Below are 15,933 nucleotides of genomic sequence, written 5' to 3' on the forward strand. Positions count from 1 at the left end.
TTTTTTCATTTAGGCATCATATATAGAAAAAACTCACAAAAATCTAAAATTCAGATTTTCGTGAGTTTCATTCTTAGATATTATGTTATTAATCAAAAATTATTAATGTAGCGTTTATTACAGCTTATCAAGCTTTAAATAAATCTAGTACTTCTCTTCTTATCCTTACAAATTCAACATCTGTTACAATGTCCTCTTCTCTTGGATAACTAAGGTTAACTGTAATTTCTCCTTTTATGGTGGCAGGCTTTTCAGAGATTACATATATTCTATCTGATAAAAATATCGCTTCTTCAATATCGTGAGTTATAAATAATATAGTAGTTTTCATCTCTTTTGTTAAATCTAAAAGCCATTTCTGCATTTTTCTTCGTGTTATTGAGTCTAAAGCAGCAAAGGGTTCATCTAAAAGCATTATATCCTTTGATGTTAAAAATGTCTTTAAGAAGTTTGCTCTTTGCTTCATACCTCCTGAAAGCTGAGATGGATATTTATATTCAAATCCATCAAGACCAAATGTGTCTAGATATTTTAATACCTGTCCTCTAGCTTCTTTTTTGCTATGACCCTTAAATACAAGGGGTATGCCTATATTATCTATTACCTTTTTCCAAGGTACCATCATGTCCTTTTGATACATATAACTGACATCACCATTAACCACTATGTCTCCATCATCTTTATCTATTATTTTAGTGATTATATTAAAAATGGTACTTTTTCCACTACCTGATGGACCTACAATTGAAATCAGTTCACCTTCTCCTACATTAAAGGTTATATCTCTTAATATTTCCATATTGCCAAAAGATTTTTTAACCTTTGTAAGCTGTATTTTATTCTGGTAGGAATTCATTTGTATAAGCCTCGCTTGCTTTCATATCCTTAGTTATGATTTTGTTATCTAAAAGGAATTTTGTGTAGTTATCCCAAACGCTATCCTTCATTTCGCCCCATCTTTTTGCATCCGCTTTATATTGATTAGCTAAAAATTTCATACTATCTGTAGCTAAAGTTTGATCGATTTCTGGTGCATTTGAAACTAATATCTTTGCACTATCCTCTGGATTTTCCATTGAATATTCATATCCTTTTGAAGTAGCTGCTAAAAATTTCTTTACCAATTCTGGATTACTGTTAATATTATTTTCAGTAGTAGCTATTATTGGTGTGTAGTAATTTAACGCAGGATCTAAATCTTTAAGTGGTATATAATTCAAGTCAATATTTTTATCTTTTGCTTCTATATTAGTCCAGCCTTCAAAAACCCATTCAAAATCTATATTGTTTTTTGTAGCTGCAAAAAAGTCTTCTGTTCCTGCATCTACTCTGTTAAGTTTTGAGAAATCTGCTCCGTTCTTTTCCATAACAGTTTTTAATATTGCTTCTTCACTAGGACTTCCCCAGCCGCCATATACTTTTCCTTCAAAATCCTTAACAGTTTTGATTCCCTTTTCCTTTGGTGATGCAAACCCTGATGTATTGTTTTGAATAATTGTAGCAATTGCTTTAACAGGTAATGGATTATCTGAAGTTCTAGCAAAAGTTAAATCTTCTTGATAGCTTATAGCAAAATCTGCTTGACCAGCAGAAAGCAATTGCAATGCTGCACCTTCAGATGGTTGAACAATCTCAAGATCAATTCCTTGTTCCTTATAATATCCCTTGTCTTTAGCCACATAAATACCTGTGTGATTTGTGTTTGGTGTGTAATCTAGTATTAACTTAACCTTTTGTAAATTTTCTTCTTTTGTTTCCTTTTTAACAGAACCACAACCCATAAATACTGTTGAAACTAGTAATATTGATGTTGCCAATGCTAATATTTTTTTGTTTTTCATAATTATTCCCCCTAAATTTTCTATATTTTCAAGCACATAAAAAAACAATATGTCAGAAACTACATATATATTCAGTGTAAATCAAGGAGACACCTTCATGCTCATAATTAATTTACTAACAAAAATTGTGATGCTTTACTCATCAAAATAGATATGAACATACTGTTCTATTATTTTCTTCATTGTGTCTTATTCTTGAACTCTTTTCCATGGTGTTAATATTTTTTCAATAAATGTAACCAAAATAAATATTCCCATGCTGACTACAACAATTATAATTATTGCAGCAAACATTTTATCTAAAGCATATGCACTTCTAGCTCTTGTCATATATACTCCAATTCCCTTATCTCCACCAAGCCATTCTCCAACTACTGCGCCCATTATACTGTATGTTGCTGCAATTCTCATTCCAGAGAAAAAGCTTAATATTCCATAAGGAAGCTTTAAATGTAAAAACACCTTTATCCTTGATGCTCCCATTAATTTAAAATGATTAATAAAATCCTTATCTACAGATTCCAAACCATCTGATATGCTAATAACAATAGGGAAAAAGCATACTAATATAACAACTATTATTTTAGGTAGAGTTCCAAAACCAAACCATATTATAAATAGTGGCGCTAGCGCAATTATTGGTATTGTCTGCGATATTACAAACAAAGGATAAAGTGCTTTTTTTACTAAAGCGGACATATCCATTATTATAGCTAAAATTAATGCTGCAACTGTAGATAAAATAAATCCTACTATTCCCTCATATAATGTAATTAATATATGGGGAAGCATGACATTAAAATCCTTTATAATCACTTTAATAACATCACTAGGTGCTGGCAGAATATATTTTTCAATACCACCTATTGAAACAACTAACTGCCATAATATGAGTAATCCAAGAGCAAAAAATACTGGTATTAATTTATCCCCTGTACTTTTTAATTTTTTCATCAATTGTAACGCCCTCTTTTTTATAGTCAATTTTAACTATAGAAGCAACTCTGGATGCTCCTTCTTCAATGCAAATTTCTTGTGCTTTCTTTACAATTTCAAGAAGAAAATCTAATTCACCTTCCATTGTTGTCTCCATTGGACCTACTTCGTATTTTACTCCAGTAGACTGAATGTATTCTATGACCTTATCTACTACTGGATATGTCATCTCATCTGGTACCTTAGGTATTACTTGTAAACTTACATTACATACTGACATTATTATCCTCCCTCTCAAATAAGAAAATCTGCTTCGCAGACTACGTGTTTCTACTACTTTCAGAAATTATCCACAGATTTAACTGCCTTATAATTTCCTAAAGAATAAAAAAGCATACTATTTTCTAACTCCTAAAAATAGTATGCTTGTAGTTTCTTTATAATATATTTCCCTACGTTGGCATTATCCAAATCAGGTTATGGGTCGAAATTACAAATTTCCTCTCAGATAGTTTAACTAACTCCCCGTTTTTTATTCAGTTGTCATAATTAATTGTAAACATTTTTGATGATTTGTCAAGATGAACTATTTTATCTTCCAAATTATAGATAAATGACTTTAAGTTTAAATTTATGTGGTAACTTACCCAAATCAAATACATTTGTGTCCCACAGCACTATGAAAATTTCACACAAAGCACTAAATAAGAGCTTGCACCCCAATTAGCTTTCTCCCACTTTAAGTGTGACAAGCTAGTTTAGGACAATCCCCTATTAAGTGCTTTTAGCAGCGAAATTTTCAAATGTCTGTTTTACACAAATGTATTTCATTTCTGGTGTATATATGCACTCAAAGTTTAATTTCAGTTAATTCAAAAAAATTATCTTGTATTATTTTTGATAATGCATCAATGGAAAGAGCTTTTCTCTCTGCAATTTTTTTTACAACATCAATTATTGCACTTGGATAACCATATTCACCATTTACCCATTCTAAAGCTGTTGGTCCATCAGTTTCCACAAGTAGTCTATTTATTGGAATCCTTGATAATATTTCTTCGCTTAATTCAGAGTAACCTAAATCAACACTTACAGTAAAATAGCATCCAAGCTCTATAAACTTATCTAAAATTTTAATATCACCGCTATACCAATGGATAATTACTTTGTTGTAGCCATAATTATTAAGAATATTATAGATTTCTTCTTCTGCTCCTTTTGTATGAATGGATATTACCTTATTTCTTTTAATGCTTTCATCTAATATAAAATTAAAAATCTTTCTTTGAGATTCATAACTTTCTTTATCCTCAACCCAAAAGAAATCCAAGCCTATTTCGCCTATAATCTCACTTTCCTCAATATAAGGAATTAAATCTTTAAGCTCTCCAATGTATTCTGCTGCTTTCCATGGATGAATTCCAAAGGTGGCCTTAATATATTCACTTCTTTTGCTATATTCTTTATTTTGTAAATAACTCTCTACATCCATTCCATTAGCAATTGTTAGTATTCTAAAATTATTGATTTCATAAATTGCATCATCTATCTTCTCATTAAAGAAATCTAAATGAGTATGGGCATCAATATACATCTTTACATCTCTCCATTTTTCTACAATATATTCATTATATCTAATTTCTTAACTTTATTCCTATGTTTTTCGTAATATAATTACTTTTTATTACAAAATATATCCTTTTAAAGCAATAAGTGTTTATTTACTCAAAAAAGTATGAGAACATTAAATTGTTGCGCAACTAATTTAACTTTTATTAACATTTTAACATAATACTTTTTTTAATGTGAAATAAAAATTTAAACAATATTTTGTTTTTAATGTTTTAAAAAACCTATCTAGATTAAAAACTATAAGGAGTATTTATAATGGGTAAAATAATTAAATTTTTAACAGCTGCAGCTACAGTAGCAACTATTTGGGGAACTATGAATGTAGGAGCATCAGCAGCACCATATATTAATCAAAAACATGAATTAATTCAACCAGACGGAAGTAAGGTTCAAGTAAAAATTTCAGGAGATGAATACTTTCAACAAGTTGAAAGCTTAGATGGATATACACTTTGCCGTGATAAAAATGGATGGATATGCTATGCAAAATTAAATGCAGACGAAACAGATTACGTTTCAACTGGAGAAGTATATAAAGGAACTGACACTTTTAGTGATATGAAAATTGCAATAGATAAAAATAACACTAATGGCGTAAAAAGTAATCTTCAAAAACATTTAAAAATAAAGAAAGCGTCTATAAAACAAAAAGCGGATACAGTAAGAAAAAAACTTCATGGAATGGATTATAGTCCTTCATCAATAAAAGACAATAAAAATAATTCTAATGGACTATTGGATTCTAAAATTCAAACTTCTTCTACAAGTAATGTAAAAGGATTAGCTGTTTTAGTAGATTTTCCAGATACCAAAAGTGATATATCAAAATCTGATATAAATCAATTCTTTAATGGAGTAGGTTACACTGGTTTTGGTAATAATGGATCTGTAAGAGATTATTATTATGATGTGTCTGGAGGAAAACTTACATATACAAATAATGTAATAGGATTTTATACTGCAAAGCATCCAAAATCTTATTATGACGATATTAATGAAGAAACAGGATCGTATGCTAAATCAAAAGAACTGGCAGATGAAGTTTTCCAATGGTTAAAAACTTCTGGCTTCAATATGTCAACTTTAACAACAGATGCAAATGGTTATGTAAAAGCTGTTAATATCCTTTATGCAGGTACAGCTGATGCAGGTTGGGCCAAAGGATTATGGCCACATCAAGATTGGTATGGTGGTTCAGATAGTATAAATGGTACCAAAATACAAAAATATGAAATGTCTGACATAGGCAGTGATTTATCCATTTATACAATATGCCATGAAAGTGGACATATGATTTACGGCTATCCAGATTTATATGACTATGACTATGATTCGCAAGGTACTGGAGCATATACTTTAATGAGTAGTTGTGCAAATGCAAAAAATCCAGCTCCACCAGATCCATATTGTAGAAATATCATATCACGTTGGAATACACCACAAAACATGAATTCATATGGTAACGGAACCAAATTTGATGCTGTAGCTGATTCAAATGGAAACCAAAATTCATATAAATGGTCAAGTAATAATCCAAAAGAATATTATCTTATAGAAAATATTCAAAAAAAAGGAAGATATGCAGATGTGCCTGATTCTGGACTAGCTATTTGGCATGTAGATGAAAACGGCAATAATTCGAAGAATGATATGACTGCAAACAATCACTATTTAGTGTCTATTGAACAAGCAGATGGAAAGTTTGATTTAGAAAAGAATAAAAATGGTGGCGATAGTGGAGATTTATTCAGAGCTGGATATAAAGATTCATTCGGCGATAGTACTAATCCAAATTCAAAATGGTGGAATGGATCATCATCTGGTTTAAAAATTTCACAAATAAGTAAATTAGGTAATGATATGACCTTTGTACAAGGAAGCTCAAGTACAAACCCAACAAACCCAACAAACCCAACAAATCCAGATAAAAGTAATGGTACTAATATAGCTGGACAAGCTACTGCCTCAACTTCTTATGTATCAGATTGGGAAAAATTAAGCGCTTTAAATGATGGAAAAGATCCTACAAGCTCAAATGATAGAAGTGGTGCTGTATATGGAAATTGGCCAAAAACTGGAACTCAATGGGTAAATTACGTATTCAACAAAAACTTCACAATATCAAGTTGCGATGTATACTGGTTTAAAGATGGCCAAGGAATTGATGTGCCTTCTTCATATAGAATATTATATTGGGACGGGAAGTCTTGGCAATATGTCAAAAATCCTCAAGGTTTAGGTACAGAAATTAACAAATATAATACTACTACTTTTACTCCTGTATCAACAAATGCTATTGCAATTGAAATGGATTCTAAAGGAAGCAGCTCAACAGGAGTCCTTGAATGGAAAGTATATGGTAAATAAATTATATAAATATAGTGTTCCACAATGAGAATAAAACTCCTGTGGTAAATAACCGAAATTGCATACATCTTTTGTTCCACAGGACCATGAAATTTTGACTGAAAGGTTCCAAGTTCAAGGTTGTGCCCACTTTCGCATGTTCCTAATATAAAAGCTAACAGAGAAAGTTCGAATAACGAAATGTAAAATTTCTATTCTCACTTTTAGGACAAGCAAAAAATGGTAACCACTTGTATCAAGAACCTTCACAGTTCAATTTCAATAATGTTTCACAAAAATGTATGCAATTTCTCCATTTGTAATATATTAAATTATCAATGAGGAATCCTGCAATAACTACAATAATAAGTCCATAATGGAAGTTGTTTATTATTTTTTAAATGCCAATATAACTTTAAACAAATCTCCATCAACTTCTATCTTAAAAGATCCTCCTTGAGCTTCCACAAAACTTTTTGCAATTGCAAGACCAAGACCTGAGCCTTCTGTATTTCTTGATTTATCTCCTCGTTGAAATCTTTCTACTATATCAAAGGAATTAAAATTTATTTCTTCTGCAGACATATTTTTTATATCAATTTCAACGCTGTCTTCGCCTTCTATTATATCAATATAAACTCTTGAAGCTTTCATTGCATATTTAGATACATTAATTAAAAGATTCTCAAAAATTCTAAAAGTCTTTTGGCTGTCTAATTCTAATATGACTTTGCTTTTAGGAAAATTGTTCTTTATTTTTAAATGTGCATCACTTATCTTATCTTCCAATTCAATTTGTGTTTGCCTCATTAATTCTACTATATCAACTTTTACTAAATTTAAAGTTATATTACCACTTGTAGCTTTACTTACTTCAAATAAATCCTCAATTAAAAATTTTAGCCTTTGAGATTTTTTATCTAACGTATCAATATAAGATTTTCTCTCTTCTTCGGTAATATTTTCATTTTTAAGTAAATCAACATAAGTTATTATTGATGTTAAAGGAGTCTTTAAGTCATGAGAAACATTTGAAATAAGATCTGTCTTCAGCTTTTGACTTTTAACTTCTTCATCTACTGCTCTTTTAAAACCTTTCTGTATATTCAGTAGTTGCTCTTTAAGTTGATTAAATAATCCTAAATCTTCATTTATATATACCTCTAAACTCCCTTCTGCAATTTTGTTTGTTGTATTGAATAGTACTTCATATTTATTCTTTATTTTATTTACATATTGTTTTAATAAATTAAACATAATTATACAATAGATAAATGCTAATAATATCCCCACAAATGCTGAAAACAGCAATGATGCAGTTAATAATGTTCCAATACACCATACAATAAAAAAAAACAAAATTGCAGCGGCATCAATTGCAACTATTTTTATTATAAATTTATTAGATCTATCATTTAAATTTATCTTATGAATTGCAATATCTATATTATTATATATTTTTTGAACAGTTCTTTTTACAAATCTTATAATAATACCAATAAGTGTTTTTTCTTTAAAATATTTAATTAGTCCTACACTAAATATATTTTTTATTATAGCTACAGTTATAAATACTAATGTAATATATACTGACCAATAAAGTACATTAAATAAATAAGCTGCTGGATTGCCAATAGCAGGTTCAATCTTAAAAATCTCATTTAAAAATAAATTTACAAAACTTCCGTCCATAGTATTACGTATTAAATCAGGTGTCCATGAAGCAATTCTACTGATAAAAATACTCATTAAAACAAATATAATTTCAAAAGGTAATTTATAAAGCTTTTTATATAAAATAATCTCATTTTCTAATTTAAATGGAATAAATAATGCTAAAATACTAATTATTGTGGAAAGTATAATAATATAGAAATATGTTATAGTTTCATATCTGTGATTGTGTCTATTTATTGCCATTGAAATTTTATCAGTATATTTTAAATGCTTATTTATACCATATATAAAAGTCATATTTTTTATTGGATTTACAATATCATAATTATCGGTGTATACTAGTGATCTTAACACCAATTTATCACCTATCGAAAATGCTTCTCCATCATATAAGTTCTCTATATCAAATTTTCCATTTTCATCAAACTTAATTGAAATACAAAAAGAATATTTATCTCCTAAATTATTAATATTATTTGACTTAATCAATTCACCTAAACTATTGTTATTTGACTTAATTACATTTTCATCTTTATTCAATACAACATAATCAAGATTAAGAAAATTATTTTCAAAATCCTTTTTCCAGTCCTTTAAATAATCATTCATCTTATTTTTTAAGATATTATAATCATTATTGCTTTCAAATTCTGATTCTGGTTTCACATAAATATCACTTGCTTCGATTTCTTTCCCTTGCATACTTTCCAATGCCTCTTTATAAAGCACAAAGGTATTTTTTGATAAATCCTTTTGAAACTCATAAGTACATAAATATCCATTTATCCTATCTTTATATTCATATTTATCACCTTTTCCAGCTGCATCTATTTTAGGGTAACTCCCTGTCATTGCTATTCCAAAAACTAAAATTAAAATTATAGTTACAAAATTTATAATAGTTTTCTTTTTATTATTCATAAATTTAATTTTTAAATTAGTAGTGTCAATTTTATTGTTTTTCAATTTTATATCCAACTCCCCAGACTACTTTTAAATATTTAGGATTCTTCCTATCAATTTCAATCTTTTCTCTTATATTTCTAACATGAACCATTACAGTATCAGTGTTTACAGCTTGTTCATTCCAAACTGATTCATATATTTCCTCTGGCGAAAATACTCTTCCACAATTTTTCATAAGTAATTTTAAAATTTTAAATTCTATTGGAGTTACTTTAACTTCTTCTCCATCTAAACTTACTTCTTTTCTATCTACATTTAATTCAAGCCCACCAATAACATAGCTATTATCGTTTTCTTTTAAATTATTTGCTAAATTTAAATATTTTGAATATCTCCTTAATTGTGAATTAACCCTTGCTAAAAGCTCCATTGGATTAAACGGCTTAGTAACATAATCATCTGCTCCAATATTAAGTCCCATAATCTTGTCCATTTCTTCTGATTTTGCAGTTAACATTATTACTGGAAAGTCATAGTTCTCACGAAGCTTCATAACCATTGTTGTACCATTCACTTTGGGCATCATTATATCAACAATTGCTAAATGTAATGTTTCCCTTTCAATAATTTGAAGTCCTTCTTCACCATCATTAGCTTTAAATACATTGTAACCTTGGTTTTTTAAGTAAATTCCTATACCATCACAGATTTCCTTATCATCTTCTACAATCAAAACATTATATAAATTCATCTTTAACATCCTCACAATTTTTCTCTTATTTTTATGCATATATATTAATGCTATACCATTATATAACATAATTAGTCTTATTATCTATATAATTAACCTATTTTGATAATTATTGTAAATACAAAAAAAGATTACATTCACTTTTGTTAAAGAGATTCATTATAAGTAATTGAAGAACTTTTAAATATTTTTAAATAATCTAATCCATTAATAGATAATATTATAAATATCCAACATGCAATATAAGAATATCTTGGCTGTGCTTCAGTTATTAGATACATGCATCCATAACCACAAAAAATTAAATAGAATAAATTAATTTCCTTAATATTTTCAAGATCATTCTTATTAAATAATCCAAATAAGACCAACACTAAAATTAATATATATATTATTTGAAAGGTAGTAGATAATGGGACATTGATATTTTTTATTTCTTTCACCGGACACTTTATTGTGCTTTCATCAATATCCTTTTGAGACCAAAGAACACCAGAACAATCCCCAGTGCTCCATACAAGTGAGAATTTTTCCAAATAAAATATTCCAAGCTTAAAAATTGAAGCACTAGTTAATCTTTCTTTTATTATTTTTTTACTTAAGTTTTCTAATTTATCATAATCATTAATATTTCCTTCTATAATTTTTGCATCTTCTTCATTCCAAGCACCAAAACTATTATAATTTGTTCCTTTAAGTACATTGGTTATCTTAGGTTCACTCCCTTTCCACAAAGGGTACTGTGTAATTTTTAGTACTTGAAGCGTTGAGCTTACACTACAAATTATAATTACATAAGGAACTATTATTAATGCTATATTTTTAACCTTACAGAGTAATGTGTCTTTGTAGTAAATTAAAATGTATATTAAATATGCAATTAAAACAATCGTGGCAACCATTCTAAATAAATTTCCTATTCCTAAAGTCACACCACATAAAATAAAAAATTTAATTTTATTTTTAGATTTTATTGCAGTTAAAAATAAATAAATGCTTAACAAATACAATGGAATTGCTAAATTTTCACTGCAAAATACTCCAACATAACTTATGAAAGGTGGAAAAATTGAACCTATTAATGTCCCTATTAACGCATAATTTTTATTTTTATATAGTGCATTAATAATTAAATTGATTAAAATTAATACAACTATACTAGAAATTAAATTTATGATCTTAATAACCAATAAATTGCTTATTGGAAACATATATCTTATAAATGATATATATAAAGTAATTATTGTTAAATGCGGGAATCTTCCAATATAAGATGTTCCATAAAACATTGCCCTATCACCATTAATAAAATTTTCTGCACTATCATAAATTAATTTAAAATCTGAAGTTGGGATGCTGTTAACATTTAATATCCATAATACTCTAAGTAAAAATCCAATTATTAAAATTAATAATAGTTTATTTCTTGAACTCATGTTCATATTTATAAATTTATACCCTAAAAAGGTTGCTACAATAGCTATAAATCCAAATACTAAAGTACTTTTATTAAAACCTTGTATGCTTATGCCTGCTAGTCCAATACTTACAACTATATCAATAACCAATAAAAATATAAGTGAGACATGCATAAATCTTGTAAATTTTTTAATTAACTTAGTCATATTCAATCTCCTTTAGAGTTCAATATAACTATAAAAATTTTAATATTTAGTAAGTTAGACACATGAAGGAAAATAACAGACCAAATAAGCGACGTATATTTTGTGTTATACAAAGAGATACTATTTCACCTCATAGTGAGCCTATAAGCTAAAATTGCTTATTTAGAGCATGCCTCAAAATTATCAAGCATACTGGTCTATTTTTTTCTTAATTGTGCCTTAATTTATCGCTTTTAGAGTATATTAAAATTCTACTCCTTATAATTAAAGATTATATGTATTAAATTCTAAAGAAAAACGAAAGATTTTCCAAAAGACATCTTAATTTTATTAAGTTAGTTACATCAAAGAAAATAACAAGTTTAAAATTCAATGTATATATTTTTTGTCAGATAAGAAATTAATTTGCTATCCTGTGAACCTGCTGACAAAATGTGATTGAAAATAGGCTGAAATATTTTTTAAAGTTACATTATAAAATAGGACAGTATCTAGCTTTGTTTTCACACTAAACTAGATACTGTCCTATTTTCACTTATTCTATTTTATTATATTTAAGAGCTTTATAATTATATTATTTATATATCAATTCTTCTAATAGTTCTTCTAAACCCTCTGTAATATTTTCCTTTTTAGATATTATTGCATTTATTCCTCGCTTTTTTAATACTGCTTCTTGAATTGGATTAGGTTTTCTTAAAAAAATATATGACTTAGGTCTATTATTAATATTAGAATCTTCCCAAAGTTTACTTAATTTATAAAATAAAAACCTTATATTAACATCACTAAGGCTATACCCAATAAATAGTATATTTTTTCCTAAAGAATCCGCTCTAAATTTTATATCTAAAGGAGTCTCAAAATTTAATCTTTCAAAATAACTAGACTCAGTTAATACAATGGAATTATTATCATCATCAAGATCACCATGAAACTTAATAATTTGTGTCTCATCATTTCTTAAATTCACAAGATCTCCAACATTAGATATTTTCCTATACTTTTTCCCATAATACTCATAAGCATGTTCAATCCATCGATCATAATTGGTAGTATAAATTAAAGGGGCATCTATGTCTACAATCAACTTATGTATTTTGGAATCTTTAATATTTATTGAAGTTTTATGTAATTCTCTATTCATCCAACTTTTTAAAGAATCTATATTTTTCTTTTTTATTTCATAAAATTCAGCTAATGATAGATAATTACCATATGAATTAAACACTTCTTTATCGTATCCTAATTCTTCTGACATATGATCGATCAAATCATTCCATGATGGTATATTTAAATTCATAGAAATTCCAGCACCAATAAATAATATTACATTTTTATTCTTTATTGCATTTTTCAACTCATTCATATTAAACCTCCCTGTAACTCATAATATAAGAATATCATATAAATTGCACTACGCAACTTTAATCATAATCCAAAAAATAATGATTTCATGTGCTTTAATTATTATCAGATACAATCCTAAAAGTTATTCCATTCTTACTTGTCTTAAAAGCTTATAAGCATGCAAGAATGGAATAAACTTTTACTTGTATGAATAGACTACTTTAAATTATTCAAGATCGCGACTTATATGCCTTATTTTTAAAATTTTAATTATGATTGTGATACAAGATGTCCAGTTACAGAAAAGATTCCATGATTTGTGTTTACAGATGCTGCTAACTTATTATTATTTAGAGTCCCTTTTGCAAAATAGTGTATCTTTATTAATAACGTTTTAATTTCTCCCGAAAACTCAAAATTGTCATCATTAATTTTCCCATTAATAAATTTACTTTTAGATCCCATACCTTCAAGTACACCAGTCAAAGAACCACCATTTATCACAAACGTAATTCTACCATTTTGAGTTCCAAACGGAGTTTTCATTGTTATATTATATATTTTTATCATTTTGCTTTTTGCCCCCTTTATTTATAAGATTATTGCCTATATATTTAAAATATGATGATTATGCATTAGATTTTCTAATTTAGACACAATAAAAAAATAGGATAGTAAATTTACTATCCTAAATATTAATCTTTTATTAGTACTTTTTTTATAAATATATCCACTAATTTTGAATCAAACTGAATACCTGCATTTCTTTTCAATTGTTCTATCGCAAATTCCTTTGATAAAGCTTTACGATAACTTCTTTCACTTGTAATAGCATCATATGTATCTGCTATAGCTATAATTCTTGATTCAATTGGTATATTATCTCCTTTTAACCCCTTAGGATATCCATTTCCATTCCACATTTCATGATGTAAAAGTACATATTGTGCAATTTCTGACATTTCATGTACTGTACTCAGTATTCTATATCCTATCTCTGGATGACGTCTAATTTCTTTAACTTCATCAGATGTAAGTTTACCAGGCTTATTAAGTATATTTTCCTCTATTGCTATTTTTCCTATATCATGTAGCAGCCCTGCTATCTTAAGTTCATGAATTTTTCTTTCAGTTAATTCAAGACTTTCCCCCATCCTTTTGCATAACTCTGAAACTCTTACTGAATGTTGCTCTTCTCTTTTGTTTTTCTCATTAAGAGTATTCATTATAGTATCAACTGTTTTTCCTCTCATACATGAGCTGTCCAAAAGCTTTCTCTTATACATACAATCTTCAGCTTTTTTAAATATCTCATTAATGTCTTCATTTTCATGATTTTTAGTTTCATAACCAAAAGATATTGATAGTTCTATATTCTGTACTTTTTCATTTTGTACTAAATTGTTAATGTTCTTAATAATTTGTTCAGCTTTATAATTGTCTGTTTTCGGTAACAGAACAACAAATTCATCTCCGCCTATTCTTGCAACAATATCTTCAGATTGACATCCTTTTTTTATTATTTGTGCTAATGTTCTAATAAATTCATCTCCAGCTTCATGTCCAAACGAATCATTAATCAACTTCAACCCATTGGCATCACCTAAAATAATAGTTAATGGATAATTTTCTTTTACATCTAATCTTTTTAGTTCTTCTTCATAAAATCTTCTGTTTCTTAAACCTGTCAATTGATCATTATAACTTAGAAATTCTAAACTCTTCTCTAATTCTTTCCTCTTTGTGATATCTCTTAACATAGCTAAAACTTTATCTTTACCCTTTTTAACCATTCTAATTTCATAATATCCCACTATACCTTTATCAATCAATTCATACTCAAAACTTTGCAAATTACCACTTTCAAAAACTAAATCTAAATTTTCATAAGCCAAATCTGATACTTGCTTAGGCATAACTTCTGCTATAGATTTTCCGAGAAAGAATTCTTTTGACATTAACAAAATACTTTCATCATTAGCTTCGCAATCCAAAAAAACACCTTGTCTATTAATTATAAATAACACATCTGGTATTGCTTTAATAATCGCCCTGCTTTTTTCTTCACTTTTACTTATCTGCTGTTCATTTTCATATATCTGATCATATTGAACTCTCAACGCTTCTTCACTAGCAGCTAATTGCTGTACATATGCTTCAAGCTCTGTATAGCTATTTTTAAGTTGTTCTTCTTTCAAATAAATCTTTTTTAAAAGATTATTTATAAGCAAATAAAGAATACATGAAGTCAAAAAAATATACATGAAACCTTTGTATGTATTAACTATTAATAAAATTTTTCTATTTCTAAAAAGCAAATTTGCCATTCTATCTGAAAAGTAGACCCAAGTAAACCCAAATATTAAGTATATTAGTGATATTTTAATACTTTCATAATTAGTTCTATTTTCCCTTAATATTGAGTTAAATTTTTCCTTGATTAATATCAACATATATATTCTCCAATTCCATTTTTATAAATCATATAAATTTGCACATTTAACATTATTCTACTTATTTCTTTCAATTCCTTCAATAATTTTAATTTAATGTTTATAAATGTCATTTAAATTTATTATTAAATATAATTGGATAAATATCATAAATCAATAAAGTACTGTATTCTTAATAATATATTAAATACAATGCTTTTACAAAAGACAAACGAATTTAAGATATAAATAGACTGCATAATAAAATTCAGAAAAAAACAATATATAAAATATATATTGTTTCTTTCTAAACTTAGTTATGTCTTCCATATATTTTCTAAAGTTATTACTGACCTAGCCATTAAAATTGCTAACCATTTTATATTATGTTATATTACAGAATAATAATTGTCAATAAACGTAGAATATGTTGCTAA

The 15,933-nt window shown here is 27.5% G+C and carries 12 protein-coding genes and 1 riboswitch; of the genes, 1 reads left to right on the forward strand and 11 read right to left on the reverse strand.

Annotation, left to right across the window (positions count from 1 at the left end):
• Nucleotides 1-127 precede the first annotated feature (127 nt).
• From CLSA_RS11855 to CLSA_RS11875, 5 genes are all read right to left on the reverse strand, one after another.
• The gene (locus CLSA_RS11855) at nucleotides 128-856 is read right to left on the reverse strand and encodes an ABC transporter ATP-binding protein (protein ID WP_022746575.1); all 729 of its coding nucleotides are present in this window, start codon (nucleotides 854-856) and stop codon (nucleotides 128-130) included.
• Nucleotides 837-1,841 carry an ABC transporter substrate-binding protein gene (locus CLSA_RS11860; RefSeq protein ID WP_022746576.1) on the reverse strand — a complete coding sequence of 335 codons (1,005 nt, stop codon included), beginning with the start codon at nucleotides 1,839-1,841 and terminating at the stop codon, nucleotides 837-839. The genes CLSA_RS11855 and CLSA_RS11860 overlap by 20 nt, the downstream gene beginning before the upstream one ends.
• A gap of 189 nt (nucleotides 1,842-2,030) precedes the next feature.
• The gene (locus CLSA_RS11865) at nucleotides 2,031-2,795 is read right to left on the reverse strand and encodes an ABC transporter permease (RefSeq protein WP_022746577.1); all 765 of its coding nucleotides are present in this window, start codon (nucleotides 2,793-2,795) and stop codon (nucleotides 2,031-2,033) included.
• On the reverse strand, nucleotides 2,767-3,057 hold the full coding sequence (locus CLSA_RS11870; protein WP_022746578.1) for a thiamine-binding protein: 291 nt from the start codon (nucleotides 3,055-3,057) through the stop codon (nucleotides 2,767-2,769). Before CLSA_RS11870 ends, CLSA_RS11865 begins: the two co-directional genes overlap by 29 nt.
• Nucleotides 3,058-3,209: 152 nt before the next feature.
• A riboswitch (TPP riboswitch) is annotated at nucleotides 3,210-3,315 on the reverse strand.
• Nucleotides 3,316-3,627: 312 nt separating this feature from the next.
• Nucleotides 3,628-4,371 carry a TatD family hydrolase gene (locus CLSA_RS11875; RefSeq protein WP_022746579.1) on the reverse strand — a complete coding sequence of 248 codons (744 nt, stop codon included), beginning with the start codon at nucleotides 4,369-4,371 and terminating at the stop codon, nucleotides 3,628-3,630.
• Nucleotides 4,372-4,664: 293 nt separating this feature from the next.
• Here CLSA_RS11875 and CLSA_RS11880 point away from each other — a divergent pair, with 293 nt between their 5' ends.
• A complete protein-coding gene (locus CLSA_RS11880; protein ID WP_022746580.1) occupies nucleotides 4,665-6,776 on the forward strand; it encodes a M6 family metalloprotease domain-containing protein in 2,112 nt (703 codons plus the stop codon).
• Between the two features lie 369 nt (nucleotides 6,777-7,145).
• On the opposite strand, the gene CLSA_RS11885 is transcribed toward CLSA_RS11880, so the two are convergent.
• The 6 genes from CLSA_RS11885 to CLSA_RS11910 form a co-directional block, all read right to left on the reverse strand.
• A complete protein-coding gene (locus CLSA_RS11885) occupies nucleotides 7,146-9,353 on the reverse strand; it encodes a sensor histidine kinase (protein WP_171770623.1) in 2,208 nt (735 codons plus the stop codon).
• A 31-nt stretch (nucleotides 9,354-9,384) separates the two neighbouring features.
• The gene (locus CLSA_RS11890; protein WP_022746582.1) at nucleotides 9,385-10,089 is read right to left on the reverse strand and encodes a response regulator transcription factor; all 705 of its coding nucleotides are present in this window, start codon (nucleotides 10,087-10,089) and stop codon (nucleotides 9,385-9,387) included.
• Between the two features lie 146 nt (nucleotides 10,090-10,235).
• Nucleotides 10,236-11,714 carry a glycosyltransferase family 39 protein gene (locus CLSA_RS11895; protein WP_022746583.1) on the reverse strand — a complete coding sequence of 493 codons (1,479 nt, stop codon included), beginning with the start codon at nucleotides 11,712-11,714 and terminating at the stop codon, nucleotides 10,236-10,238.
• Between the two features lie 574 nt (nucleotides 11,715-12,288).
• Entirely contained in the window at nucleotides 12,289-13,083 is a 795-nt protein-coding gene (locus tag CLSA_RS11900) for an SIR2 family protein (protein WP_022746584.1), read from the reverse strand.
• Between the two features lie 251 nt (nucleotides 13,084-13,334).
• Nucleotides 13,335-13,634 (reverse strand): hypothetical protein, encoded by a 300-nt coding sequence (locus CLSA_RS11905; protein WP_022746585.1) that lies wholly within the window; start codon nucleotides 13,632-13,634, stop codon nucleotides 13,335-13,337.
• Nucleotides 13,635-13,759: 125 nt separating this feature from the next.
• Complete coding sequence (locus CLSA_RS11910; protein ID WP_022746586.1) at nucleotides 13,760-15,517, reverse strand: HD domain-containing phosphohydrolase; 1,758 nt, start codon at nucleotides 15,515-15,517, stop codon at nucleotides 13,760-13,762.
• Nucleotides 15,518-15,933 lie beyond the last annotated feature (416 nt).

This window comes from Clostridium saccharobutylicum DSM 13864, from assembly GCF_000473995.1.
Classification (GTDB): Bacteria; Bacillota; Clostridia; order Clostridiales; family Clostridiaceae; genus Clostridium; species Clostridium saccharobutylicum.